This is a genomic window from Sphingomonas sp. PAMC 26617 (assembly GCF_000242835.1).
Classification (GTDB): Bacteria; Pseudomonadota; Alphaproteobacteria; order Sphingomonadales; family Sphingomonadaceae; genus Sphingomonas.
This window is the reverse complement of sequence record NZ_JH594425.1, coordinates 1,476,889-1,501,387: the sequence shown is the minus strand read 5'-3', so window position 1 is coordinate 1,501,387 and position 24,499 is coordinate 1,476,889. Positions and strand designations below refer to the sequence as shown.

Sequence of the window (24,499 nt, the reverse complement as noted above, 5' to 3'; positions counted from 1 at the left end):
GTTCGACCTGAACGCCAAGATAGGAGAGCCGTCATGAACCGCACCTTCCGTGCCGCGATCGTCGCAACCGCGATCGCCGTCAGCGCCCCCACCCTCGTCGCCGCAGCCACCAACCCGATGGTCGGCGGCGCCGCGATGTACGCCAACAAGACGATCGTCGAGAATGCCGTCAATTCGAAGGACCACACCACGCTGGTCGCCGCGGTCAAGGCCGCCGGCCTGGTTGAGACGCTGTCGGGCCCGGGGCCGTTCACCGTCTTCGCACCGACCAACGCCGCCTTCGCCAAGCTTCCGGCGGGTACGGTCGACACGTTGCTCAAGCCCGAGAACAAGGCGCAACTGACGTCGGTGCTGACCTACCATGTCGTCCCGGGCAAGGTCACCGCGCAGGATATCGCCGCCAAGATCAAGGCGAACATGGGCAAGGCAACCTATGCAACCGTCCAGGGCGGGTCACTGACGTTCATGAAATCGGGCAAGGGCTACACCGTCGCCGATGACAAGGGTCACACCGGAAAAATCACTATTGCCAACGTGATGCAGTCAAATGGCGTGATCCACGTGATCGACACCGTGATGCTCCCGTAAAAAAACGGGCAATACGCGCATCCGCTTACCGTGTTTGTGCGTATCTTCCCTGCTTCCGCCCCAAGCGGTAGAGTGTATCCGTTCGCCGGTTCCCCTCCTATGCGGCGAACGGTTGATTGTAGAGGACCTGTCGGCCCCCCTTTAGCCGGCAGGTCCTTTTCATTTGGACGCAATCGCGTCATGGAAGCGTCATCGGATCGTCGTAGCGGCAACGCTGCCCCCCGCGCCTACAGATTTCGCGCGATCCGGATGGAGAGTGTTCAGATGGCGATTGCGCTTCGGTCCCCCAAGAATGGTGCCCCCAAGAACGAAGCGGTGCGCAGCGCCGTCTTGCGGCACGATCATCTGTCGAAACAGGGCCTGCTCGAACGGGCGTTCACCTTCGCCTTCCGGGGCCTCGTCTATGCACAGATCTGGGAAGACCCCGCGGTCGACATGGAGGCGCTTGCGATCCAGCCCGATTCGCATGTCGTGACGATCGCGTCGGGCGGGTGCAACGTGCTGTCCTACCTCACCGCCAACCCGCGTGCGATCACCGCGGTCGATCTCAACACCGCGCATATCGCGCTCAACAAGCTGAAGCTGGTCGCCGCGCGGCATCTGCCCGATCACGCGAGCTTCCACCGCTTCTTCGCGACCGCCAACGCGCGCGACAACGTCCGCGCTTATCGCACCTACATCCGCCCGCATCTCGACGAGGCGACGCTGGCCTATTGGGAAGGCCGCGACATGATCGGCCGGCGGCGGATCGGCGGCTTCTCGAAGAACGTCTACAAGCGCGGGCTGCTCGGGAATTTCATCGGCGTCGCGCATCTGCTCGCGCGGCTCAACGGGGTGAACCCCCGGGTATTGCTCGAGGCGACATCGATCGAGGAACAGCGCGCGATCTTCGACCGCGATTTCGCGCCCTTCTTCGACAAGGGCGTGGTCAAATGGATCACCGACCAGCCCGCATCGCTGTTCGGGCTCGGCATCCCGCCCGCGCAATATGAGGCGCTTGCCGGCAACGAGAAGATGGCGGTCGTCCTCCGCGCACGGCTCGAGAAGCTCGCGTGCGATTTCGACATCAAGGACAATTACTTCGCGTGGCAGGCGTTCGGGCGTGGCTATGGCAAGGACGCCGCTGCCCCGCTCCCGCCGTATCTCCAAGCCGCGCATCACGCCGAGATCGTGGAGCGCGCCGAGCGGATCGAGGTACGCCACACCAATTTCACCGATTATCTGCGCGAGCAGGGCGATGCGACGCTCGACCGCTACATCCTGCTCGACGCGCAGGACTGGATGACCGACGAGCAGCTCACCGACCTGTGGGGCGAGATCACCCGCACCGCGCGGCCCGGGTCGCGCGTGCTGTTCCGCACCGCGGGCATCCCGAGCATCCTGCCCGGGCGCGTCCCCGCCGCGATCCTCGATCGCTGGGACTATCGCGCGGCGGAATCGCTCGATTACACGCGTCGCGACCGCTCCTCGATCTACGGTGGCGTCCACCTTTACGTTCTGGCGTGACGCAGTCGGGCGGCCATGCGGGGCATATGGATGCGATCTATCGGTCGCAGCGTCATATCTATGATCTGACGCGGAAATATTACCTGCTCGGCCGCGACGCCCTGATCGCGGGGATCGCGCCGCCGCCGGGCGGCCTGGTGCTCGAGGTCGGCTGCGGCACCGGGCGCAACCTGATCGCGGCGGCGCGCGCGTTTCCCAACGCGCGCTATTTCGGGATCGATATCTCGTCCGCGATGCTCGAGACCGCCCGCGCGAAGATCGCCGCCGCGGGGCTGTCGCACCGGATCGAGCTCGCGCAGGGTGATGCGACCGCGTTCGATTCGGCGGCACTGTTCGGCGTCGGCGCGTTCGACCGCGTGTTCCAGAGCTATACGCTGTCGATGATCCCCGACTGGCAGGGTGCCTTGCGCGAGGCGGCGGGCAAGCTCGCGGCGGGCGGTCGGCTCGACATCGTCGATTTCGGCCAGCAGGAGGGGCTGCCGCGCCCGTTCCAGGTGATGCTGTTCGCGTGGCTCGCGAAATTCGACGTCACCCCGCGCGCCGCGCTGCCCGACGTGGTCCGCGCGACCGCGCGCGAGCATGGACTGATCGGGCGGTTCGCGTCGCTGCGGCGCGGATACGCGTGGAGCGCATCGCTTGTCCGCGCGTAATGGCTTGATGATGCATCTGACCGAGACCCGCTCGTGAGCCCGCCGCCCCTCCCGCGCTGGCTCGGCCTTGCCGGGCTGTTGCCGCAACTTGCGGCGGTCGCGCTGGTATTCGGCGGGGACGAGGCGGTGCATTTTTCCGCGATTGCGCTGGGCTATGCCTATGCCGCGCTGATCCTGAGTTTTCTGGGTGGCTTGTGGTGGGGCATCGCGGCCGCAGCGACCAGGCCGCCGCACTGGCTGTGGGTCGCCTCGGTGGTGCCGTCGCTGATCGCACTGGCAAGCGCGATCCCCTGGGCAATCGGCGCGCCGTGGCCGGGGCCGTCTTTGGTGGTGCTGGGCGTCGGTCTGCTCGCCGCGCTCGGGGTCGACCTGATCCTTGCGCGACAGGGTCTCGTGCCGTCGTGGTGGATGAGCCTGCGACTGCCGCTGTCGCTCGGGCTGGGCGGGCTTACGCTGTTGCTGGCGCTGGGCTGATCGCGCTTGGCTGCGTCATCCCGGGGTTGGCCCGGGACGACGCGTCGCGCTCAGTGCCCGAACAACAACCAGAGGACGATGATCACCGGGATCGGCACACCGATTGCCCACAATATGCATCCCTTGCCCATAACGCTTCCTCCATAAATACGGAAGCGTAACGGATTGAAATGAAAGCGGTTCCTAGCTCGGGCCGTCATTCCCGCGAAGGCGGGAATCCATTAGCGCAGCGTCGGACCGTTACGGGATTCAGCCAGTATGGATCCCCCCCTGCGCGGGGATGACGGATGGGAGGGGGTACGCCCCGTCAGCCCCCGGTCACGCCGCCTTGCGCAACTCCAGCCGGCTCCAGATCTCGACCAACGCATCGGTCAGGTCGCGCATCATCCCCGCGTCATGCGCCGGACCCGGCGTGAAGCGCAGCCGCTCGGTGCCGCGCGGGACGGTCGGGTAGTTGATCGGCTGGACGTACACGCCATATTCGGCGAGCAGGATGTCGCTGATCTTCTTGGCCTTGATCGGATCGCCGACCATCAGCGGGACGATATGCGTGGTCGAGTTCATCACCGGCAACCCGGCCTCCGCGAACATCGCCTTGAGGCCCGCCGCCGCCGCCTGCTGCCCCTCGCGCTCGACGCTCGATGCCTTCAGATGCCGCACGCTTGCCAGCGCGCCCGCGACCAGCACCGGCGACAGCGAGGTCGTGAAGATGAACCCCGGCGCGTAGGAGCGGATCACGTCGACGATCGTCTGGTCGGCCGCGATATAGCCGCCCATCACCCCGAACGCCTTGCCGAGCGTCCCCTCGATGATCGTCAACCGGTCGGCCAGGCCTTCCCGGTCCGAGATGCCACCGCCGCGCGGGCCGTACATCCCGACCGCATGGACTTCGTCGAGATAGGTCAGCGCGCTATACTTGTCGGCGAGGTCGCAGATCTCGGCGATCGGCGCGATGTCGCCTTCCATCGAATAGACGCTCTCGAACGCGATCAGCTTGGGCGTCGCCGGGTCGACCGACGCGAGCAGTTCTTCCAGATGCGCGAGGTCGTTATGGCGGAAGACGTGCTTCTCGCATCCCGAATTGCGGATCCCCGCGATCATCGAGGCGTGGTTGAGTTCGTCGGAGAAGATGATGCAGCCCGGCAGGATCTTGGCGAGCGTCGCCAGCGTCGCCTCGTTCGAGACATAGCCGCTGGTGAACAGCAAAGCGGCCTGCTTGCCGTGGAGGTCGGCAAGTTCGCCCTCGAGATCGACGTGATAATGCGTGTTGCCGCCGATGTTGCGCGTCCCGCCCGAGCCTGCGCCGACATCGTGGAGCGCCTCTTCCATCGCGCCGATCACCGCAGGATGCTGACCCATCGCGAGATAGTCGTTGGAACACCACACCGTGATCGGCTTCGGCCCGTTATGCCCGGCAAAGCAGCGCGCGTTGGGGAACGCGCCCTTGTTGCGAAGGATGTCGATGAAGACGCGATAGCGACCTTCGACATGGAGGCGGTCGATCGCTTGCGCGAAGATGCGCGAGTAGTCGACTCCGCGCGGTGGTGAGTCCATGTCCATGCGCCCCAAATAGCCCTCGCCCCCTGTGAATTCCAGCGCCTTCGCACGATCAGTCTGATCGAGCGGGCACGTCACAGGATTTCGACCGTGGCCAGGCCATAACTGCCGAGCGTCGCGTCGAGCGCCGCCATCCCCGCCATCCGCGCGGTGAACACCGCCCGGCCCGGCCCCGGTGTCTCGGGCCAGTCCTGCCCTTGCGTCAGGAACGCGATCCGCCGCGCGATCCCGTCCGACCCGTCGACGAAATCAACCGGATGCGGCGCGGCGGCGCGCAGTTCGCCCTCGACCAGCGGGAAATGCGTGCAGGCGTTGACGATCGTGTCGATCCGCGCGCCGCCGCCTTGCGCGAACAGCCCGTCGAGGATCGCGGCATAACGCGCCGGGTCGGTCACCTCCCCGCGCAGCCGCGCCTCGGCGAGCGTCACCAGTTCGGCCGAGCCGTGTCGCAGCACCAGGCAGTCGCTGGCGAAGCGCGCGGCGAGATCGTCGACATAGGGCTGGCGCACGGTCGCATCGGTCCCGAGCACGCCGATCACGCGCGTGCGACTGTGGAGCGCGGCGACCTTGATCGCGGGCACCGTCCCGACGATCGGCACATCGAGCGCGCCGCGCACCGCCGCGAGCGCGATCGTCGAGGCGGTGTTGCACGCGATCACGATCAGCCGGGGGCGATAGCGCTCGGCAAGCCGCCCGAGCAGCGCGGGCACGCGTGCGCCGATCTCGGCCTCGCTCTTGGTGCCATACGGGAACCCCCCCGAATCGGCGACATAAACGACTGGCATCCGCGGCAGCAGCATGCGCGCCGCGCCCAGCACCGACAGGCCGCCGACGCCGGAATCGAAGAACAGAACGGGTCTTTCATCCATCGCCCTGCCCCTTAGCCGAAGCGCCGGGGATCACAAAACCATGGCCTGAAGGACGGTGTTGGGCCATGGCCCGCATCCTGCTATCACAGGATCAATCGAGGGGGGTTGCAGACAGTGCCGACCGAATATCTGTGGATCGCTCCGGTGACGGCGCTGGTCCTCGGCTACCTGCTGGGTGCGATCCCGTTCGGCGTGCTGCTGACGCGAATGGCGGGCGCGGGCGACCTGCGCCAGGTCGGATCGGGCAATATCGGCGCGACCAACGTGTTGCGCACCGGGCGCAAGGGGCTCGCCGCGGCGACGCTGTTCCTCGATGCGGCGAAGGGGTTCGTCGCGGTGTGGCTCGCGGACGTCTATCTCGACGGCAACGGCGTGGTCGCTGCCGCCGCAGTGTTCCTCGGGCATCTCTATCCGGTCTGGCTCGGGTTCAAGGGCGGCAAGGGCGTCGCGACACTGCTCGGGATCGTGCTCGCGCTGCACTGGCCGATCGGAGTGGTCTATGCCGCGGTGTGGATCGCGCTGCTCGCGTTCGCGCGGATCTCGTCGCTGGCGGGCATGACCGCCGCGGTCAGCGCGCCATTGTGCGCGTCCTACTTTTCCAAGTTCGACATCGTCCTGCTGCTCCTCGCGCTCGCCTTGCTCGTGCTGTGGAAGCACCGCAGCAACATCGACCGGCTGATGAGCGGCACGGAACCCCGCATCGGCCAGAAACATGGCTGATTCGGAGCAGGTCGGGGGCGACGCGATCGCGCGGCTCCGCCTGATCCGCACCCCGCAGGTCGGCCCGGTCACCTATGCCCAACTGATCGCGCGGTTCGGCTCGGCCGGCGCGGCGATCGCCGCCCTGCCCCAACTCGCCGCGCGCGGCGGCGGCAAGCCCCCCGCGGTCGCCCCCGTTGCGCTGGCCGAGCGCGAACTGACGCAGGTCCGCCGCCTCGGCGCGCGCCACCTGTTCCTCGGCGATTCTGATTATCCGATGCTGCTCGCGCAGCTCGACGATGCACCCCCCGCGCTGATCGTGCGCGGCGACACGCATTTGCTTGCGCGCATCCCCGTGGCGATGGTCGGCGCGCGCAACGCCTCGGCGGCGGCGTGCCGCTTCGCGCGCCAGCTCGCCGCCGAACTGGCGCGCGAGCAGGTGGTGGTCGTGTCAGGGCTGGCGCGCGGGGTCGATACCGCGGCACATGTCGGATCGATCGCGACCGGCACGATCGCGGTGATCGCGGGCGGGATCGACGTGGTCTACCCTCCCGAAAACGCCGAATTACAGGAACGCATCGCGACCGAGGGCCTGCTGATCGCGGAGCAGCCGCCGGGCACCGAACCGCGCGCGCGGCACTTTCCGTATCGCAACCGGATCATCGCGGGGCTCTCGCTCGGCACGGTAGTGGTCGAGGCGGCACCCAAGTCGGGCTCGCTGATCACCGCGCGGCTGGCGGGCGAGCTCGGGCGCGAGGTCATGGCGGTCCCCGGCAGCCCGCTCGACCCACGCGCGCAGGGGTGCAACGGGCTGATCCGCGACGGTGCGACGCTGGTCCAGTCCGCCGCCGACGTGCTCGAGACGATCCGCCCGATCGACGCGCGGATGATCGAAAGCCCGCACAGCCCCTTCCGCGCGCCGCCCCCCGAGGATGCGAGCGATGGGGACCGGCGCGAGATCCTCAGCCTGCTCGGCCCGGTGCCGGTCGCGATCGACGAGTTGATCCGGCAATCGGGGGCGTCGCCCGCGATCGTCCAGACGGTGGTGCTGGAACTGGAACTGGCCGGGCGGCTGGAACGGCATGCGGGCGGGCGGGTAGCGTTGGCCTGACGTCGAAGCGTGCCGTCTCCGTAGTCCCCCCACCCGTTCGTTTCGAGCGAAGTCGAGAAACCAGCGCTGTGCCAGGTTTCTCGACTGCGCTCGAAACGAACGGAGGGGATGGTGTCATGAAACCTTAGGAATAGGCGGCCAGCAGCGTCGTGAAGTGAGCCAAGGCAACAAGCACCACGATGAGCATGACCTGCGACCCAAGCATCCAGCACACGATATCGTTCTTCAACGCGACCATCTCGCCCTTGAAATAATCCCGGGTGACCAGATCTTCCCCCTGCACGTTAGCAAGACCAGCGTCTTCGCATGACTTGGCTACCTCGAGCGGATCGATCATCGCAGGCATGACGCCCACATTAGGCCAATCCGGCCAAAAACGAAACCCGACGCTTGACGACCCCGCCGCCACCCCGTCACCCTCGCGCGTACACGTAAGGACGCAATAGACCCCCATGCAGCTTGTCATCGTCGAATCGCCCGCCAAGGCGAAGACCATCGAGAAATATCTCGGTTCGGATTACCGCGTGCTCGCGAGCTACGGCCACGTCCGCGACCTGCCGCCCAAGGACGGATCGGTGAACCCCGACGAGGGGTTCGCGATGGAGTGGGAAAACTATGCGGACAAGACCAAGCAGCTCAAGGCGATCACCGATCTCGCCAAGACCGCCGACCGCCTGATCCTCGCGACCGATCCGGATCGCGAGGGCGAGGCGATCAGCTGGCACGTCCAGGAAGTGCTGCGCAATCGCAAGGCGCTGCCCAAGGACGTCCAGCGCGTCACCTTCAACGCGATCACCAAGGCGACCGTCACCGATGCGATGAAGCATCCGCGCGAGCTCGATACCGATCTGATCGACGCCTATCGCGCCCGCCGCGCGCTCGACTATCTGGTCGGCTTCACGCTTTCGCCGGTGCTGTGGCGCAAGCTGCCCGGCGCCAAGTCGGCGGGCCGCGTGCAATCGGTCGCGCTGCGGCTGATCGTCAGCCGCGAGCGCGAGATCGAGGCGTTCCGCGCGCAGGAATATTGGTCGGTCATCGCCGACATGGAGCAGGACGGCACGCCGTTCCAGGCGCGGCTCGTCACCTTCGAGGGCAAGAAGCTCGATCGCCTGTCGATCGGCGAGGAAGGTGTCGCCAACCGTGCCAAGGCCGCGGTCGAGCAAGGGCATTTCACCGTCCAGTCGGTCGAGGTGAAGCCCGCGACGCGCAACCCGCCGCCGCCCTTCACCACCTCGACGCTCCAGCAGGAAGCGTCGCGCAAGCTCGGTTTCTCGGCGGATCACACGATGCGGATCGCGCAGGGCCTCTATGAGGATGGCGCGATCACCTACATGCGTACCGACGGCGTGCAGATGGATTCGAGCGCGATCTCGGCCGCGCGCCATGCGGTCGCGAACCGCTATGACGCGAGCTATGTCCCGGACAAGCCGCGCGTCTACCAGACCAAGGCAAAGAACGCGCAGGAAGCGCACGAAGCGATCCGCCCGACCGATTTCGGCAAGGACAAGGCGGGCGGCGGCGATCATGCGCGGCTGTACGATCTGATCTGGAAGCGTGCGCTCGCGAGCCAGATGGCGTCCGCGCGAATGGAGCGCACCACGGTCGAGATGGCCGACGGCACCGGCCATACCGCGCTGCGTGCGACCGGTCAGGTCATGCTCTTCCCCGGCTATCTCGCCTTGTACGAGGAAGGCTCGGACGACACGCAGGACGAGGACGCCAAGCGCCTGCCCCGCCTGCGCGAAGGCGATGCGCCCGCCAAGAAGGGCGTCACCGCCGAACAGCATTTCACCCAGCCGCCGCCGCGCTTCTCGGAAGCATCGCTGGTCAAGCGTCTGGAAGAGCTCGGGATCGGGCGTCCGTCGACCTATGCGTCGATCATCAAGACCTTGAAGGACCGCGAGTATGTCCGGGTCGAGAAGAACCGCTTTTTCGCGGAGGAATCTGGGCGTCTGGTGACCGCATTCCTCGAACGGTTCTTCGAGAAATACGTGAGTTACGACTTCACCTCGGGCCTCGAGGACGAGCTCGACGAAGTATCGGGCGGGCGCGCCGAATGGCAGGCGGTGCTGGAAGCGTTCTGGAAGGACTTCAAGCCGCGCACGACCGAGGTGATGGAGCAGAAGCCGTCCGAAGTGACCGCCGAGCTCGACAAGTTCCTCGCCCCCTATCTCTTCCCGCCGATGGCGGACGGCAGCGACCCGCGGCTGTGCCCGAATTGCGGCCAGGGGCAGCTTGCGCTGCGCGGCGGCAAGTTCGGCGCGTTCGTCGCGTGCTCCAACTATCCCGAATGCAAATACACCCGCCGTTTCGGCCAGCCGGGTGCGGACGGCGAGGGTGTGGATACGGGGCCGGAAACGCTCGGCAACGATCCTGAGACCGGGCTGCCGGTCGAACGCAAATCGGGGCGGTTCGGGCCGTATATCCAGATCGGCGAGGGCGAGACGCGCAAGATGGCGTCGATCCCGAAGGATATCGGCGAGCTCGACCTGCAATGGGCGCTCAAATTGCTGTCGCTGCCGCGGACCATCGGCACGCATCCCGAAACCGGCGAGCCGATCACGGCGGCGATCGGCCGCTATGGTCCGTATCTGAAGCATGCGGGCAAATATGCGCGGCTGACCTCGACCGACGACGTGTTCGAGACGGGGATGAACGCGGCGGTGGTGAAACTCGCCGAAGCCGCGGCGGGCGGCGGACGTCCGCAACGCGGCGCGCAGGCCCCGCTCAAAGTGCTCGGCCTGCATCCGCGCAGCGAGGCCGAGATCAAGCTGATGGAGGGCCGCTACGGCGCGTACGTCACCGACGGGACGACCAATGCGACGCTGCCCAAATCGATCGAGAAGGACGCGCTGACGCTGGAGGAAGCCGCGCAGCTGATCGACGCGCGCGCGGCGGCGGCACCGCCGGCCAAGGGGAAGAAGAAGGCGGCGGCCAAGAAGCCGGCGGCGAAAAAGGCTCCGGCCAAGGCGAAGACGGCGGCAACCGCGGACGGCGCGGCGGAGGCCCCTGCAAAGAAGGCTCCCGCGAAAAAGCCCGCCGCCAAGAAGCCTGCGGCGAAGAAGCCCGCCGCGAAGAAGGCGACCGCTTAGCCTCTCTGGAAACCGTCACCCCGGGCTCGTCCCGGGGTCCACCGTCGGCCGGGCTAACCAACCGGGGGACGCAAGCACCAGGGGACGCCGGGGCCAGCCCGGCGGGCCGAAACGGGATCAGGCCGCGCGGCGCTGCGTCGCGCGGAGCCAGGCGCGCGCGGCGGCCTGTGCGGTCGCGATTTCGCGCGCGGTCATGTCTTCGGCGATTTCGCCGCGGCTCGCCATCCCCGCCTCGCTCCCCGCGACCGCGGCGAGATTGAACCATTTGTGCGCTTCGACCAGGTCGACCGAGACCCCGGCGGTGCCGCTCGAATAGACCATGCCGAGTTCGTAGCAGGCGTCGGCATCGCCGCACGCGGCTTCGGCCAATTTGCTGTCGATGAGAAACTGTGCGTTCTTGAGGCTCGTGCCCATGTCGAATCTTCCCGGTTAACCAAACCCTCGCCCCGACAGTGCGCGGCGGCCGGTCAAGGAAAGGTTAACGGGGGGATTAGCCTTTGGTCGTAGCGGGGGCCATCAAGGGTCGTAGCTGGTAGCCTTCCAAGGCCTTCCCCGGCGGAGGCCGGGGCCCAGTCGCGATGTCCAGGGTAACGGAGGGCGGCGCTCACCGTCTTCCGCTGCGCTCCTGGGCCCCGGCCTTCGCCGGGGAAGCGGCGTGAGGGAGAGCCGTCACATTCTAGAATTTTGTCGCTGCCTCCGGCCCCGGCTACCCCTGCGCCGGCACGTCCAGATTATCGATCAGCCGGGTCGCCCCAAGCCGCGCCGCCGCGAGCAGCCGCCGGGGCCGGTCTTCCGCGATATCCGATGTGAGCGTCGCGGCATCGACCAGTTCGACATAATCGACCACGAACCCCGCCGCGATCAGCGATTCCCGCGCCGCCGCCAGCGCATCCGCGGGCGAATCACCCCGCGCGATCGCGCGCGCCGCCTCGCCCAGCGCGCGCGGCAGCGCCACTGCGGCGGCACGCTGCTCGGGCTCGAGATAGACGTTGCGCGACGACAGCGCGAGGCCGTCGTCGTCGCGCTGGGTCGGAACGCCCTCGATCTCGATCCCGAAATCGAGGTCCGCGACCATCCGCCGGATTACCGCGAGCTGCTGGAAATCCTTCTCGCCGAACAGCGCGACATCGGGCCGGACCTGGTTGAACAGCTTGGCGACCACCGTCGCGACCCCGTCGAAATGCCCCGGCCGCGCCGCGCCATCGAGCCCCTCGCTCACCCCCGACACCGAAATATTGGTCGCGAAGCCCGCCGGATACATCACGTCGACCGGGGGCAGCCACAACAGGTCGCACCCCGCCTCGCTCAGCATTCGCGCATCCGCCGCCTCGCGTCGCGGGTAGCGCGCGAGATCCTCGTTCGGGCCGAACTGCCTGGGATTGACGAAGATCGACGCGACGACCTTGCGCCCCTGCCGCCGCGCGGTCTCGATCAGCGCGATATGCCCGCTGTGGAGCGCGCCCATCGTCGGCACGAGCGCGATGCCCGCCCCGTCGCTACGAAAATCGGCGATCGCGGAGCGAAGCGCGTCGAGAGTACGGATGGTTTGCACGCGGGTTGGGCCTTCGGTAAGGACGGGCAGGCCTTCTATGGGGGCAGGCCGTACCGAACAAGACGCTAGGACATCATCCCGTTGGCCACTGCTGCGCGAAAACCACACATCATCGTTTTCGCCAACGAAAAGGGCGGCACCGGCAAGTCGACCACCGCGGTCCATGTCGCGATCGCGCTCGCCGCGCGCGGGGCGAAGGTCGCCGCGTTCGATCTCGACCACCGCCAGCGCACGATGGGGCGCTATTTCGACAATCGCGCAGCGACCGTCCAGCGGACCGGTCGCGCGCTGCCGATCCCGCGCCACGCGACGCATGACGGCGAGACCGACGAGCGTTTCGAGGCGCTGTTCGCCGACCTCGCGACCGATACCGATTTCCTCGTAATCGACACGCCGGGCCGCGACGACCGTTTCGGCCGGTTGTCGGCAGCACGCGCGGACACGCTCGTCACGCCGATGAACGACAGTTTCGTCGATTTCGACCTGATCGGCCAAGTCCATCCCGAGACTTACAAGGTCACCCGCCCGAGCTTCTACGCCGAGATGATCTGGGACGCGCGCAAGGCCCGCGCGCGTGCGGACGGCTCGACGATCGACTGGGTCGTGCTGCGCAACCGCGTCCAGCATATCGAGGCGCGCAACATGCGCCGCGTGTCGGACGCGCTCGACCAGCTCGCCAAGCGAGTCGGGTTCCGCATCGTGCCGGGGCTCGGCGAGCGCGTGATCTATCGCGAACTGTTCCCTGCCGGGCTGACGATGCTCGATTCGGGCGAATTCGGCGCGATGGGGCTGGCGCATGTCGCCGCGCGGCAGGAGCTGCGCGAGATGATGGGCGCGCTCGCCTTGCCCGAATCCGTGCTGCCGACGTTCGCCTGATGAGCAAGGTCCTGCTCCTCGTCGCGCTGCTGGTCGGCGTGTGGCTGCTGCTGCGGCCCAGGCCCAAGGCGAAACCGCGCCCGCAGACCGCGGAGAGCGAAGCGCGCGCGGTGCTCGGGGTCGGCCCGACGGCCGATGCCGCCGCGATCCGCGCCGCGCACCGTCGCCTCGTCACCTCGCTCCACCCCGACAAGGGGGGATCGGCCGAGCTTACCCGTCGTATCAACGCGGCGCGGGATGTACTGCTTAAACCCTGATCATTGAACTTTCGCACGTCTGATCGATTTGATCGTGCAACGAATCCCAGGAGGACCACCATGACGCATCGTTTCGACCCGACTTCGCTCCGCGAATATGACATCCGCGGCATCGTCGGCAAAACGCTCGGCACTGCAGACGCCGACGCGATCGGTCGCGGCTTCGGCACGCGCGTGCGCCGCGCCGGGGGAACGCGCGTCGCGGTCGGCTATGACGGCCGCCTGTCCTCGCCCGAACTCGAAGCCGCGCTCGTCGGCGGTCTGACCGCGGCGGGCGTCGACGTCGTGCGGATCGGCATGGGGCCGACCCCGATGCTCTATTACGCCGAGGCCACGCTAGAAGTGGATGGCGGCATCGAGATAACCGGCAGCCATAATCCCTCCGATTACAATGGCTTCAAGATGGTGCTGCAGCACAAGCCGTTTTTCGGCGCGGACATTCAGGATCTCGGGCGGATGGCCGAGGAAGGCGATTGGGAGACGGGCGAAGGCACCGTCTCGACCGCCGACGTCGAGGACGAATATGTCGGCCGCCTGATGGCCGGGTTCGCGGGCGGCACCTACAAGATCGGCTGGGACGCGGGCAATGGCGTGTCGGGCCCGATCATCGAGAAGCTCGTCAAGCTCCTCCCGGGTGAGCATCACCTGCTGTTCACCGATGTCGACGGCAAATTTCCCAACCATCATCCCGATCCTACCGATGAGGCCAATCTGGTCGATCTCAAGCGGCTCGTCGCGGAAAAGAACCTCGATTTCGGTCTGGCGTTCGATGGCGATGGCGACCGGATCGGCGCGATCGACGGGGAAGGCCGCGTGATCTGGGGGGACCAGATTCTCTCCATTCTGGCCGAACCTGTCCTCAAGGAGCTTCCCGGCGCGACGATCATCGCCGACGTCAAGGCGTCGCAGATGCTGTACGACCGGGTCGCCGAACTCGGCGGCAAGCCGCTGATGTGGAAGACCGGGCATAGCCTGATCAAGATGAAGATGAAGGAAACCGACAGCCCGCTCGCGGGCGAGATGAGCGGCCACATCTTCTTCGCGCACGAATATTACGGGTTCGACGACGCACAATACGCTGCGGTTCGTTTCATCCGGGCTGCGCACATGATCGGCAAGTCGGTCACCGAGCTGCGCGGCGCGATGCCCGCTTTGGTCAATACGCCCGAGATGCGCTTCCAGGTCGACGAGAGCCGCAAGTTCGCGGTGGTCGAGGAAGTGCTCGCGCGGCTCGAGGCGGATGGTGCCGAGGTCGACCGCACCGATGGCGCACGCGTCAACACCCCCGACGGCTGGTGGCTGCTCCGCGCATCGAACACGCAGGACGTCCTCGTCGCGCGCGCCGAGGCGAAGGACCAGCCCGCGCTCGACCGCCTGCTCGCGATGATCGACGACCAGCTCGAGAAGAGCGGACTGCAGCGTGGCCCGCAGGCGGCGCACTAAGGTCCTGTCCTGACCGTCACCCCGGGCTTTGCCCGGGGTCCACCCCAGCCGTCACCCCGGGCTTGTCCCGGGGTCTACCGTGGCCTTGCCCGACGCGCGCAGCCGCAGACTACGGTGAATGCCGGGACACGCCCGGCACGACGAAAGCTGAAGAGCGCACTACACTCCCCTCGCAATCCCCTTCAAAACACGCCACCTAGGCGCAATGCCTCCCCCCGCGCCCCAGATCATCCGCGTCATCGACCTCGAGACCACCGGCGAAGGCCCGCCGATCCACGGCGTGTGCGAGATCGGCTGGCAGGACGTCGCGCTGCAGAAGGACGGCCGCTGGGAGATCGAGGGCGAAGGCGGCGCGCGGCTCGTCAACCCCGGTCGCCCGATCCCGCCGCTGACCCAGGCGATCCACCACATCCTCGACGAACAGGTCGCCGACGCGCCCTTCTGGCACGACGTCGCGCGCGGGGTGCTCGATCCCTATCCGCGCCGGATCGCGCTCGCCGCGCATCGCGCGGATTACGAACAGAAGTTCTGCACGTCTCCGCTGACGCGCGGCGCGCCGTGGATCTGCACGTGGAAATGCGCGCTGCGGCTGTGGCCCGATACGCCGAGCTTTTCCAACCAGATGCTCCGCTACTGGCGCAAGCCCGAGGGGATGGTCCACGAGCTTGGCCTGCCCGCGCACCGCGCCTTCCCCGACGCCTATGTCACCGCCTTCCACCTGCGCGACATGTTGAACGAAGTCGGTCCCGAGCAGCTGCTCGCCTGGTCCGCGGTCCCCGGGCTGCTGCCCCGCGTGATCCGCCCCGGGCCGGATCGCGGCAAGAGCTGGCAGGAGATCAGCGATGATTCGCTGTCGATCATGCTGGGCGACCGCGACCTGGACGTGCGCTTCACCGCCGAAACCGAGCTTGCGCGCAGACGCGGCGGGGGTGTCGTCGGGCGGCCGTCGCCGCAGGGGAAGCTGTTGTAGGGCACTGTCCTCGCGGGCGGCCCGATTCCGTTCGGGCCCGTTCCGTTCGGGCTGAACGAAGTCGAAGCCTTTGCGCAGCGCTGGCCCTTCGACTTCGCTCAGGGCGAACGGTCGGAATTTGCGACGTCGCTGAGGGCGAACGGCGGGGGATCTGATTGATCGTCATCAACGCCGTGCCACTGGCGTTTATCGTTGCCGCTGCGTAAGGACGCAGCCATGTACAAGCGTTTGGTCCCAGGGTTTGGCGTCAGCGAAGGCCGCATGGGCCGGTTCCTGGTGGCGTGCATGTCGCTCGGATTCCTGCTGCTCGTCGCCGCCGGAGTCGCGGCCGCCTGGTCGACCGATCAGAACGAGCGTCACACCCGCGACGTCAACCACACTTATGAGGTCGAACTCTCGATCGGCCGCGCGCGGATCGCGATCGAACAGGGCGAAACCGCGCGGCGCGGGTATCTGATCACCGACGATCCGATCTATCTGACGACCTATCGCGCCGCGATGGCCCAGCTTCCCCGTGCGATCAACCGGATCGCCACGCTCACCGCGGACAACCCCCGCCAGCAGGCCAATGTCGCCGCGTTGCGCGGGCAGACCGCAGCGCTCGCCGAACAGCGCGAACGCACGATCGTCCTCGCCGGGCAGGGCAACCGTACCGCCGCGGTCGCGCAGTTCGAAGCCGAAACGAGCGCGCGCCGGATGCGCACCGTCCGCGCGCTGGCGGACCGGATGGTCGCCGAGGAACAGCGCCTGCTCGCGATCCGCGATGCGGCGCAGCAGTCCAGCGTCCGTCTGTTCTACGTCACGCTCGGGCTTGCCGGGCTGCTGCTCGCGCTGGTCGCGCTCGTCACGCTGGTGACGGTGCTGCGCTACACCCGCGAGCTTGCGACCTCGCGCGATGCGCTGCGCGATTTCGCCGATACGCTCGAGAATCAGGTCGAGGAACGCACCGCCGACCTCAGCCGCGCGAACGAAGAAATCCAGCGCTTCGCCTATATCGTCAGCCATGACCTGCGCAGCCCGCTGGTCAACGTGATGGGCTTCACCGCCGAGCTCGAGGCGGCGACCGGCGCGATCACCGAACTGATCGATCGTGCCGAGGAAAAGGCGCCCGAGATCGTCAGCGAGGACGCCCGGCTGGCGGCGCGCGAGGACCTGCCCGAGGCGATCCGCTTCATCCGCACCTCGACGCAAAAGATGGACCGGCTGATCAACGCGATCCTCAAGCTGTCGCGCCAGGGTCGCCGGATGATCACCGCCGAGCCGCTCGACATGCCTGCGCTGATCGACGGGATCGGCGCGAGCCTGACGCAGCAGATGGAGCAGCGCGACGCCACGCTGTCGGTCGAGCGCCCGCTACCCGATCTCGTCAGCGACCGGCTCGCGGTCGAGCAGATCTTTTCCAACCTGATCGAGAATGCGGTCAAATATCTCGATCCCAAGCGCCCCGGCCGGATCGTCGTGCGCGGGCACCGCGAGGGCAAGCGGATCCGCTATGAGATCGAGGACAATGGCCGCGGCATCGCGCCCGCGGATCATGCACGCGTGTTCGACCTGTTCCGCCGCTCGGGCACGCAGGACCAGCCGGGCGAAGGGATCGGACTCGCACATGTCCGCGCGCTCGCGTATCGGCTTGGCGGAGTGATCGATGTCACGTCCGAACTCGGACGCGGCGCGACCTTCCATTTGACGCTTCCGGCGACCTATGCCGAACCCAAGCCCGATACCCGAGGACGCTGAGATGACCGACCACCAGACCGTCAGCATCATCATGATCGAGGATGACGAGGGGCACGCCCGGCTGATCGAGAAGAACATCCGGCGCGCGGGCATCCTCAACGAAATCCAGCATTTCACCGACGGCACGAGCGCGCTCGAATATCTGTTCAACAGCGATCGCGGCCCCGGCCACGGTGGCCCCGCGCTCGTCCTGCTCGATCTCAACCTGCCCGACATGGGCGGCACCGACATCCTCGCGAAGATCAAGGGCTCGGACGGTCCGCTCAAGCGCACCCCGGTCGTCGTGCTGACGACCACCGACGACAAGGTCGAGATCCAGCGCTGCTACGATCTCGGCTGCAACGTCTACATCACCAAGCCGGTCAATTACGAAAGCTTCGCGCAGGCGATCCGCCAGCTCGGGCTGTTCCTGTCGGTGATCCAGGTCCCCGACGCCGAGGGCCACGGGTGATCGAACGCTCGGGCCAGACTGCCGGGCCAGCGGTCCTCTACATCGATGACGACGCGGGGCTGCGACGGCTCGCGGCGCGCGCGCTGTCGCGGCTCGGGTTTACCGTCACGGTCGCCGAGGGCGGGGCCGAAGGGCTGGCGCTCGCGCGCGAACAGCATTTCGACCTGATCGCGGTCGATCATTACATGCCCGGAATGGACGGGATCGAGACGCTGGACGCGATCCGCCAGCTGCCGGCCGCGCCCCCGGTCGTCTACGTCACTGGGTCCGAGGAAGGCCGGATCGCGGTCGCCGCGCTCAAGGCGGGCGCGTCGGACTATGTCGTCAAGACGGTCGGTAGCGACTTCTTCGACCTGCTCGCCAGCGCCTTCGCGCAGGTGCTCGAACGCGCGGCGCTGGAACGCGACAAGACCGCCGCCGAGGACCAGCTGCGCGCCAGCAACGCCCGGCTCGAAGCGCTGCTGCGCGAGGTCAACCACCGCGTCGCCAACAGCCTGCAGATCGTCTCCGCGATGGTGCGGATGCAATCGACGGCGCTGCAGGACGATAATGCGCGGCTCGCGCTCGAGGATACGCAGCGCCGCATCGCCGCGATCGCGCAGGTCCACCGTCGCCTCTACACCAGCAACGACGTCGAACAGGTCGACATGCGCGAATATCTGAAAGCGCTGGTCGACGAGCTGGGCGAGACCTGGTCGACCCCGACCGCCCCGCGCACGCTGTCGCTGTTCGCCGAACCGATCCGGCTTGCGACCGATCGCGCGGTGTCGCTCGGCGTGATCGTCACCGAGCTCGTCAGCAACGCGTGTAAATACGCCTATCCGGTCGGCGGCGGCGAAGTCCGCGTTTCGCTCCACGAGGACGGGGCGACGCACTTCAAACTGCTGGTCGAGGACGACGGCATCGGCATGCCCGCCGACGCGACTCCGCAGGGCACCGGGGTCGGCACCAAGCTGATCCGCGCGATGGCGCAAAGCCTGCAGACGATCGTCGAGTATGACAGCATCGGCAACGGCGTCCGAGCGACGCTGCGCGCGGCGCGGGACTGAGCGGCACCGCCACCCCGCTAAGACTAAAGACGCACGCCCCTTTTTCCGATAACTTACCATCCGTTAACCGCATACCCATAGACCGGCGGGATGCGACACATCCCCTTTCCGATAGCGATACCCCTGCAGGCGGCAGTGGCGGTGCTTGCCGTGCTCGGGCTGGCGCTCTGGCCGCCCGCCAAGGGGGCGATCCTGCTGATCCCCATGCTGCAGAACAACGCCGCGTCGCTCGTCCCGCTGGCGCGCGCGAGCGGGGCGTTGCTCGTCGGCAACGGGCCGTTCCCCGGGTCGCTCGTCGTGCTCGGGGATCGCGCCCGCCTGCTGCGGCAGATCCGGGCGTGGAACGTCATCCTGCTCGCCGCCCCGGCTGCGGGCTGCGGCGACGACCGCCAGTTCGGACCCGCGGCATGACGCGCCTCCTCGCACCGTTCGCACGGCGCCGCGCGGACGCGCCGAAGCCGCCCGCGCTCGACTCGCTCGATACGCTGCGCCGGCGCGGCGTGCGGCTGTGGGCGCTGATCGGCTGGGTCTCGCTCGCGCTGCTGCTGATCGGCAATGCGATTCTCCACGCGGGCGTCTGGCTGCCCTTGCTGGTCGTCGGCATCGCGATCAACATCGGCCCGACGTTGATGGCGCTGGCGGGGCGATACGACGGCGAGGCGCGCACGATGATCGGCGCGAGCGCTGCGGTCATCCCCGCGATGCTGGTGTTCCTGCTCAAGGGGCATCCCTGGCAGATGGATGCGCACATGTATTTCTTCGTCGGCATGGCGGCGCTCGTCATGCTCGCCGACTGGCGCCCGATCGCGCTTGCGACCGTGCTGACCGCGGGTCACCACATTTCGCTCGAGTGGCTTGCGCCCGAATGGGTCTTTACGGGCTCGGGCAACGTCGGGCGGATCCTGTTCCACGTCGTCGCGGTCGGGCTCCAGTTCGGGGTGCTGGCGGCATTGACGGTCCAGCTCGAACGCCTGTTCCTCGGCCAGCAGGCGGCGCTGCGCCGCTCGCATGAGCTGACCGAAGCCGCCGAACACGGGCAGCGCCAGACCGAGCGCGCGATGGAGCAGGCGCGGCTCGCCGAAGCCGAGGCCGCGCGCGAACGCCGCGAGCGCGCCGAACAGGCCACCCGGATCGCCCAGGCGCGGCGCACCGAACTGTTCGGAATCGCGAACGAATTCGAACGCTCGGTCACCTCGGTGATCAAGGCGATCGGCGAGGCGACCGAGCAGCTCGAACAGGCGGCGGTGCAACTGGAGGACATTACCGAGAGCACTACCAACGAAGCCGACCAGGTCGCGGCGGGAGCCGGGCGCGCGGCGACGGACATCGCGCAGGTCGCGTCCTCGATCCGCACGCTCTCCGAATCGGTCCAGACGATCGCGATCGCCGCCGACCGCCAGTCGGCCCTGACCGAGACCGCGAGCAGCGAGGCCAAGCGCAGCGTGCAGACCGTCGCGATGCTCGAGGAACATGCGATCCAGATCGAGGGCTTCCTCGCGGACATTCGCAAGATCGCCGCGCAGACCAATCTGCTCGCGCTCAACGCGACGATCGAGGCGGCGCGTGCGGGGGACGCGGGGCGCGGCTTCGCGGTGGTCGCGGGCGAGGTGAAGACGCTGTCGGCGGACACCACGCGCGCGAGCGACCGGATCGGCAGCCTCATCTCGGGGATTCGCGAAGGCGTCGCGGACACCAGCGACAAGCTCCGCAGCGTCAACGGCGCGATCGGGCAGGTCTCGCTCGCCGCGTCGGGGATCGCCACTGCGGTCGCCGAACAGCGCCACACCGCGCGGGACGTCGACGCCGGGGCCGCGCGCGCGGCGACCACTGCCGACGAAGTCGAACGGCGGATCGCAGATGTCGCGCGCGCCGGGGGCAAGGCGACCGCGCTCTCCGCCTCGGTCACCCGCAGCGCCGCCGACCTGTCGGTCAGCGCGCGCGATCTGTTATCCTCGACCGATGCCTTCGTCTCGTTTCTGCAATCGGATCACGCCGTCGCGGCGTGACGATCAGCGTGGCTTGCGGAAGCGGAACACGAACTGGTCGGTCTTGCCGCGGATCGCGGGGTCGAACACCGCGGCGCTGTGATCGTCCGCCGGGTTGCGCAGCGCGTCGCTCTCGGCCTCGAACACGAAGCCGGCCTTGACGACCTGCGCCTTGACCGCCGCGGGATCGATCCGGTGCCGGGTCGAGGTCCCCGTCATCCCGCTGCCCGCGGCATCGGCGTGGTCGATCACGATATAGGTGCCACCGGGCTTGAGCGCGGCGAACGCCTGCCGGTTGAACCCGTCGAGCACGGCCTCGCCGCCGGGTTCGTTATTGACGTCGTGGTAATTCTGCACCGTCCAGAACAGGTCGACCGGCTCCGACGCCCGAATGGCGGGTCCCGACATCACCGTCAGCGAGGTGTTGGCCATATGTTTCGCCTCGAGCGCGGGGATCGCCTTCTCGGCATATTTCGCGCCGGCGGCGGGCCACACCGCATAGACATGCCCGGTCTTGCCGACGATGCCCGAGAAGATCCGCGTCCAATATCCGCTGCCCGGCAGGAAATCGAGCACCTCGTCCCCCGGGCCGACGCCTGAGAAGGCGAGCACCTCGGCGGCCTTGCGCCGCGCGTCGTCGCCCTGCTGGTCGGCGCGCGCCGAGTCGGCGAGCGCCTTCGCGACCGCGCGCTGCGTGTCCTTCGCGGCGTGCTTCGACGCGGGCGTCACCGTCGCCGCGCCGGCGCCCGTCGGTACCGGGCCGGTCGTCATCAGGGCGGTCGCCGCCAAAGCTGTCAGGATCGTGCGCATCATCGTCTCCCCTTCGCGACGATCCGTCGCGGTTTGGCGCAGTTCACCATAACGCTGCCGTTCCAACAAGCGGCTTCGTGACGAAAGGTGGCACGGTCGCGGGCTTCGTTGCGCAACCGCGACGGATCGATATGACGGCCCCGCCGTTCCCGCTCGCACAGCTTCATGACATATCGTTCATAATCCCCCGGAGATACTACGCATGCCATCTGGTCTGGTCGCCCTGCTCGATGACGTCGCTGCCATCGCGAAGCTTGCCGCGGCGTCGGTCGACGATGTTGCGGCGGCATCGATGAAGGCCTCGTCCAAGGCGGTCGGCGTGGTGGTCGACGATGCCGCGGTGACGCCCAAATACGTCTCCGGCCTCACCCCGGCGCGCGAACTGCCGATCATCTGGCGGATCGCCAAGGGGTCGCTCCGCAACAAATTGCTGTTCCTGTTGCCCGCCGCACTGCTGCTCAGCGCGTTCGTGCCGTGGACCATCACGCCGATCCTGATGCTCGGCGGGCTGTATCTCGCGTTCGAGGGCGCGGAGAAGATCCTCGGGAGCCTGCTCGGGCACCATGCCGCCGACGACGAGGCCGCAGTCGGCGACCAGACCCCGGAGCAGCTCGAGAACAGCAAGGTCGCGGGGGCGGTCCGCACCGACCTGATCCTCTCCGCCGAAATCATGGCGATCGCGCTTGCCGAAGTGTCCGACCAGACGATCCTCACGCAGGCCGCCGCGCTGGTCGCGGTGTCGCTGCTGATCACCGCCGGGGTCTACGGGGTCGTCGGGCTGATCGTAAAGATGGACGATATCGGGCTGCATCTCGCGCAGCGCGAGAGCGCGGTGACGCAGCGGATCGGGCGCGGCATGGTGGCCGCCATGCCCGTGGTGCTCGGCGCGATCGCGAGGATCGGCACGGTGGCGATGCTGTGGGTCGGCGGCGGCATCCTGGTCCACGGGCTCGAGCAATTCCACCTGACCCCGATCCCGCACATCGCCGAGGCGGTCGCGGCGTGGTTCGCGGGCGTGCTGTCGTTCGCCCCCGGGGTCGGGCACTGGTTCGGCTTCGCGCTGGCTTCGGCGGTGGTCGGGCTGGTCGCGGGGGGCGTGCTCGCGCTGATCGTGCCGCGCGTCATCGCGCTGTTCGGCAAGGGGACGGCGCACTGAGGGTTCGTTTGCGCCTGCACCCGACACACGCTTCCCTGGCGAAGGCCGGGGCCCAGTAGCGGGCCGGTCATGGCAGACGCTGCGCCCTCTGACTCAGGCCCTCGCTACTGGGCCCCGGCCTTCGCCGGGGAAGTGGACAGATAGAAAGTGGAAAACTTCGGCGGCACCTCCGCCGCGCGCGCCCCCCCCTCTCAGCACGGCCGCCTCGTCGCCGCATCCGGAATCACCCGCAACCGGCGCTTGCCCCAATAGCTCAGGTCCATCGACATCCGCACCGGCATGCCCGTCCGCGTATAGACGATCTGATCGCCACGATCGCCCGTGCCGGTACTGCAATTGCGCCAATGCTCCGCGTCGAGCACGTCGGTGATCTTGTAGACCGCATATTGGTCGGCCTCGTGCCACACGATCAACTGGTCGAACCCGCCGCTGCCGTCATGCCCTGCCAGATCGACCGCCGCCTCGAACGGCCCCGCGCCTTTCACCGTCACGCCGTGCCGCCGACACCGCAGACGGTCCCAATCGGGCTGGACGCAATCGGTGAACCCCGCGTGGCGCGCATCGGCGAGGCTGCCGCGCACCGGCAACCCTTCGAACAGCAACGACGGCGGCGGGGTACGCTGCGGCCCGCATCCCGCAAGAAGAAGTAGGGCGAGCCAGGGAGGTCTGCGGAGCATCCCGCTTCGTACCATGAATCAGGGCATCAACCGCAAGTCGGGAAAGCGCCGCGAAAATGCGACTGATGCCGGGCCGGGATTCTCCGCGGATCGCGTCCGGATCACGGGCCTTTGGCAAAGCCATCCGATGGTGGTGTGCCGTTCCCGTGGCGTCGCTGGCCGACGGAGCCCCTCCCCTTGAGGCAATTTGCCAGTATCGAAGGCGATTGGCGAAGTTACCCTCGCCAAACTGGCAAGAGACCGGAATGACTTAATATCGTAATATATTTTTACAGGTCATGATGTGCCGAATGTATTTTCATGCCTTCTTTCCAAATGATCAACCATTGGTACATTACTTGCTTATTCGTGAACACGGGGCGAAGATACGCTCCATCCATGGGGGACGGGCAATGAAGATTTCAGCGCTTACGGCAGCTGTAGCATTGGCGTGCGGTGCAACGACCGCGCAGGCCGCAGTGACCATCACCATCACGCAGAACGCCGGCGGCGTGACCGCGACGACCAGCGGTTCGCTCAACACGGCGGGTTTCACCAAGGTCGCCACCGCGACGCTGGTTCCCACGGTCCGTGGCACGAGCTTCTTCTTTGCCGGCACCAATGGGGCGATCGTCAACGCCTATTCGGGATTTACCGGTCCCACGTTCGGCACGACCGCGATGACGGGCGCGTCCTTCTCGTCGGGGGATCCGTTCGGCTTCAATCTGGGCAACAACCGCCTCTTCCTGCCGGTCGCTTATGTCAGCGGCGCAGCGATCAACTCGACTGCCACCTGGCAGTATCTGACCCTGTCCGGCATGGGCCTCTCCGTCGGGTCGTATGTCTATGCGATCGGCACCGAACGGGTGACGCTCAACATCGGCCAGCCGGTCGCCGCGGTTCCGGAACCCGCGACCTGGGCGCTGATGCTGCTCGGCTTCGGCATGATCGGGAGCGCCGCCCGCCGTCGTAGCGCGGTGCGCACCACCGTCCGCCACGCATAACGAAAGC

Annotated in this window: 25 protein-coding genes; 18 read left to right on the top strand and 7 right to left on the bottom strand. The window is 67.4% G+C overall.

What is annotated here, in order from left to right; genetic code table 11:
• Positions 1-33 precede the first annotated feature (33 nt).
• From RH91_RS06515 to RH91_RS06500, 4 genes are all read left to right on the top strand, one after another.
• Positions 34-588: a fasciclin domain-containing protein gene (locus RH91_RS06515; protein ID WP_010161815.1), complete on the top strand. Its 555-nt coding sequence runs from the start codon at positions 34-36 to the stop codon at positions 586-588.
• Positions 589-852: 264 nt separating this feature from the next.
• Positions 853-2,094, top strand: a complete 1,242-nt coding sequence (locus RH91_RS06510) for a DUF3419 family protein (protein ID WP_010161814.1) — start codon at positions 853-855, stop codon at positions 2,092-2,094.
• Between the two features lie 26 nt (positions 2,095-2,120).
• On the top strand, positions 2,121-2,744 hold the full coding sequence (locus RH91_RS06505) for a class I SAM-dependent methyltransferase (RefSeq protein ID WP_010219076.1): 624 nt from the start codon (positions 2,121-2,123) through the stop codon (positions 2,742-2,744).
• A 33-nt stretch (positions 2,745-2,777) separates the two neighbouring features.
• Positions 2,778-3,218, top strand: coding sequence for a DUF3429 domain-containing protein (locus tag RH91_RS06500; protein WP_010161812.1), 441 nt, complete (start codon positions 2,778-2,780; stop codon positions 3,216-3,218).
• Positions 3,219-3,536: 318 nt separating this feature from the next.
• On the opposite strand, the gene hemA is transcribed toward RH91_RS06500, so the two are convergent.
• Both hemA and murI read right to left on the bottom strand, forming a co-directional pair.
• Positions 3,537-4,778, bottom strand: a complete 1,242-nt coding sequence (hemA, locus tag RH91_RS06495; RefSeq protein WP_029623659.1) for a 5-aminolevulinate synthase — start codon at positions 4,776-4,778, stop codon at positions 3,537-3,539.
• Positions 4,779-4,849: 71 nt separating this feature from the next.
• Positions 4,850-5,644, bottom strand: a complete 795-nt coding sequence (gene murI / locus RH91_RS06490; RefSeq protein WP_010161809.1) for a glutamate racemase — start codon at positions 5,642-5,644, stop codon at positions 4,850-4,852.
• Positions 5,645-5,758: 114 nt separating this feature from the next.
• Here murI and plsY point away from each other — a divergent pair, with 114 nt between their 5' ends.
• The gene (plsY, locus tag RH91_RS06485) at positions 5,759-6,364 is read left to right on the top strand and encodes a glycerol-3-phosphate 1-O-acyltransferase PlsY (RefSeq protein ID WP_010161808.1); all 606 of its coding nucleotides are present in this window, start codon (positions 5,759-5,761) and stop codon (positions 6,362-6,364) included.
• A complete protein-coding gene (gene dprA / locus RH91_RS06480; RefSeq protein ID WP_010161807.1) occupies positions 6,357-7,454 on the top strand; it encodes a DNA-processing protein DprA in 1,098 nt (365 codons plus the stop codon). Before plsY ends, dprA begins: the two co-directional genes overlap by 8 nt.
• A gap of 124 nt (positions 7,455-7,578) precedes the next feature.
• Here dprA and RH91_RS06475 read toward each other — a convergent pair whose 3' ends face one another.
• On the bottom strand, positions 7,579-7,800 hold the full coding sequence (locus RH91_RS06475; protein ID WP_157136866.1) for a hypothetical protein: 222 nt from the start codon (positions 7,798-7,800) through the stop codon (positions 7,579-7,581).
• Positions 7,801-7,906: 106 nt separating this feature from the next.
• On the opposite strand from RH91_RS06475, the gene topA reads away from it, so the two are divergent.
• On the top strand, positions 7,907-10,546 hold the full coding sequence (gene topA / locus RH91_RS06470; protein ID WP_010161805.1) for a type I DNA topoisomerase: 2,640 nt from the start codon (positions 7,907-7,909) through the stop codon (positions 10,544-10,546).
• 117 nt (positions 10,547-10,663) lie between these two features.
• Here the strand turns inward: topA and RH91_RS06465 are convergent, their stop codons facing one another.
• Positions 10,664-10,960, bottom strand: coding sequence for an SEL1-like repeat protein (locus RH91_RS06465; RefSeq protein WP_010161804.1), 297 nt, complete (start codon positions 10,958-10,960; stop codon positions 10,664-10,666).
• Between the two features lie 292 nt (positions 10,961-11,252).
• Positions 11,253-12,098 (bottom strand): pantoate--beta-alanine ligase, encoded by an 846-nt coding sequence (panC, locus tag RH91_RS06460; RefSeq protein ID WP_010161803.1) that lies wholly within the window; start codon positions 12,096-12,098, stop codon positions 11,253-11,255.
• Positions 12,099-12,179: 81 nt separating this feature from the next.
• On the opposite strand from panC, the gene RH91_RS06455 reads away from it, so the two are divergent.
• The 9 genes from RH91_RS06455 (at position 12,180) to RH91_RS06415 (ending at position 20,887) form a co-directional block, all read left to right on the top strand.
• Complete coding sequence (locus RH91_RS06455) at positions 12,180-12,974, top strand: division plane positioning ATPase MipZ (protein ID WP_010161802.1); 795 nt, start codon at positions 12,180-12,182, stop codon at positions 12,972-12,974.
• Complete coding sequence (locus tag RH91_RS06450) at positions 12,974-13,231, top strand: DnaJ domain-containing protein (protein ID WP_010161801.1); 258 nt, start codon at positions 12,974-12,976, stop codon at positions 13,229-13,231. Before RH91_RS06455 ends, RH91_RS06450 begins: the two co-directional genes overlap by 1 nt.
• A 60-nt stretch (positions 13,232-13,291) precedes the next feature.
• A complete protein-coding gene (pgmG, locus tag RH91_RS06445) occupies positions 13,292-14,674 on the top strand; it encodes a phosphoglucomutase/phosphomannomutase PgmG (RefSeq protein ID WP_010161799.1) in 1,383 nt (460 codons plus the stop codon).
• Positions 14,675-14,879: 205 nt separating this feature from the next.
• On the top strand, positions 14,880-15,644 hold the full coding sequence (locus RH91_RS06440; protein WP_010161798.1) for a 3'-5' exonuclease: 765 nt from the start codon (positions 14,880-14,882) through the stop codon (positions 15,642-15,644).
• A gap of 216 nt (positions 15,645-15,860) precedes the next feature.
• Positions 15,861-17,381, top strand: coding sequence for a sensor histidine kinase (locus RH91_RS06435; RefSeq protein ID WP_010161797.1), 1,521 nt, complete (start codon positions 15,861-15,863; stop codon positions 17,379-17,381).
• A 1-nt stretch (position 17,382) separates the two neighbouring features.
• Positions 17,383-17,832 carry a response regulator gene (locus tag RH91_RS06430; protein ID WP_010161796.1) on the top strand — a complete coding sequence of 150 codons (450 nt, stop codon included), beginning with the start codon at positions 17,383-17,385 and terminating at the stop codon, positions 17,830-17,832.
• Entirely contained in the window at positions 17,829-18,881 is a 1,053-nt protein-coding gene (locus tag RH91_RS06425) for a sensor histidine kinase (RefSeq protein ID WP_010161795.1), read from the top strand. The genes RH91_RS06430 and RH91_RS06425 overlap by 4 nt, the downstream gene beginning before the upstream one ends.
• Before the next feature lie 135 nt (positions 18,882-19,016).
• The gene (locus RH91_RS06420; RefSeq protein ID WP_010161794.1) at positions 19,017-19,292 is read left to right on the top strand and encodes a hypothetical protein; all 276 of its coding nucleotides are present in this window, start codon (positions 19,017-19,019) and stop codon (positions 19,290-19,292) included.
• On the top strand, positions 19,289-20,887 hold the full coding sequence (locus tag RH91_RS06415; protein ID WP_010161792.1) for a methyl-accepting chemotaxis protein: 1,599 nt from the start codon (positions 19,289-19,291) through the stop codon (positions 20,885-20,887). Before RH91_RS06420 ends, RH91_RS06415 begins: the two co-directional genes overlap by 4 nt.
• Positions 20,888-20,890: 3 nt before the next feature.
• Here the strand turns inward: RH91_RS06415 and RH91_RS06410 are convergent, their stop codons facing one another.
• Positions 20,891-21,742 carry a class I SAM-dependent methyltransferase gene (locus tag RH91_RS06410; protein ID WP_010161791.1) on the bottom strand — a complete coding sequence of 284 codons (852 nt, stop codon included), beginning with the start codon at positions 21,740-21,742 and terminating at the stop codon, positions 20,891-20,893.
• A 136-nt stretch (positions 21,743-21,878) separates the two neighbouring features.
• On the opposite strand from RH91_RS06410, the gene RH91_RS06405 reads away from it, so the two are divergent.
• On the top strand, positions 21,879-22,832 hold the full coding sequence (locus tag RH91_RS06405) for a DUF808 domain-containing protein (RefSeq protein WP_010161790.1): 954 nt from the start codon (positions 21,879-21,881) through the stop codon (positions 22,830-22,832).
• 191 nt (positions 22,833-23,023) lie between these two features.
• Here RH91_RS06405 and RH91_RS06400 read toward each other — a convergent pair whose 3' ends face one another.
• Positions 23,024-23,509, bottom strand: a complete 486-nt coding sequence (locus tag RH91_RS06400) for a hypothetical protein (protein WP_029623655.1) — start codon at positions 23,507-23,509, stop codon at positions 23,024-23,026.
• Between the two features lie 458 nt (positions 23,510-23,967).
• Between RH91_RS06400 and RH91_RS06395 the strand changes: the two genes are divergently transcribed.
• Positions 23,968-24,492 (top strand): PEPxxWA-CTERM sorting domain-containing protein, encoded by a 525-nt coding sequence (locus RH91_RS06395; RefSeq protein ID WP_232283423.1) that lies wholly within the window; start codon positions 23,968-23,970, stop codon positions 24,490-24,492.
• The last annotated feature ends 7 nt before the right edge of the window (positions 24,493-24,499 follow it).

Excerpts from the sequence above, each read along its gene's own strand:
- RH91_RS06450 (WP_010161801.1), top strand. The coding sequence starts at position 12,974 with ATGAGCAAGGTCCTGCTCCTCGTCGCGCTGCTGGTCGGCGTGTGGCTG.
- RH91_RS06475 (WP_157136866.1), bottom strand. The coding sequence starts at position 7,800 with ATGCCTGCGATGATCGATCCGCTCGAGGTAGCCAAGTCATGCGAAGAC.
- RH91_RS06510 (WP_010161814.1), top strand. The coding sequence starts at position 853 with ATGGCGATTGCGCTTCGGTCCCCCAAGAATGGTGCCCCCAAGAACGAA.
- pgmG (WP_010161799.1), top strand. The coding sequence starts at position 13,292 with ATGACGCATCGTTTCGACCCGACTTCGCTCCGCGAATATGACATCCGC.
- RH91_RS06430 (WP_010161796.1), top strand. The coding sequence starts at position 17,383 with ATGACCGACCACCAGACCGTCAGCATCATCATGATCGAGGATGACGAG.
- RH91_RS06505 (WP_010219076.1), top strand. The coding sequence starts at position 2,121 with ATGGATGCGATCTATCGGTCGCAGCGTCATATCTATGATCTGACGCGG.
- dprA (WP_010161807.1), top strand. The coding sequence starts at position 6,357 with ATGGCTGATTCGGAGCAGGTCGGGGGCGACGCGATCGCGCGGCTCCGC.
- murI (WP_010161809.1), bottom strand. The coding sequence starts at position 5,644 with ATGGATGAAAGACCCGTTCTGTTCTTCGATTCCGGCGTCGGCGGCCTG.
- topA (WP_010161805.1), top strand. The coding sequence starts at position 7,907 with ATGCAGCTTGTCATCGTCGAATCGCCCGCCAAGGCGAAGACCATCGAG.
- RH91_RS06440 (WP_010161798.1), top strand. The coding sequence starts at position 14,880 with ATGCCTCCCCCCGCGCCCCAGATCATCCGCGTCATCGACCTCGAGACC.
- hemA (WP_029623659.1), bottom strand. The coding sequence starts at position 4,778 with ATGGACATGGACTCACCACCGCGCGGAGTCGACTACTCGCGCATCTTC.
- RH91_RS06515 (WP_010161815.1), top strand. The coding sequence starts at position 34 with ATGAACCGCACCTTCCGTGCCGCGATCGTCGCAACCGCGATCGCCGTC.
- RH91_RS06465 (WP_010161804.1), bottom strand. The coding sequence starts at position 10,960 with ATGGGCACGAGCCTCAAGAACGCACAGTTTCTCATCGACAGCAAATTG.
- RH91_RS06400 (WP_029623655.1), bottom strand. The coding sequence starts at position 23,509 with ATGCTCCGCAGACCTCCCTGGCTCGCCCTACTTCTTCTTGCGGGATGC.
- RH91_RS06435 (WP_010161797.1), top strand. The coding sequence starts at position 15,861 with ATGTACAAGCGTTTGGTCCCAGGGTTTGGCGTCAGCGAAGGCCGCATG.
- RH91_RS06405 (WP_010161790.1), top strand. The coding sequence starts at position 21,879 with ATGCCATCTGGTCTGGTCGCCCTGCTCGATGACGTCGCTGCCATCGCG.
- RH91_RS06415 (WP_010161792.1), top strand. The coding sequence starts at position 19,289 with ATGACGCGCCTCCTCGCACCGTTCGCACGGCGCCGCGCGGACGCGCCG.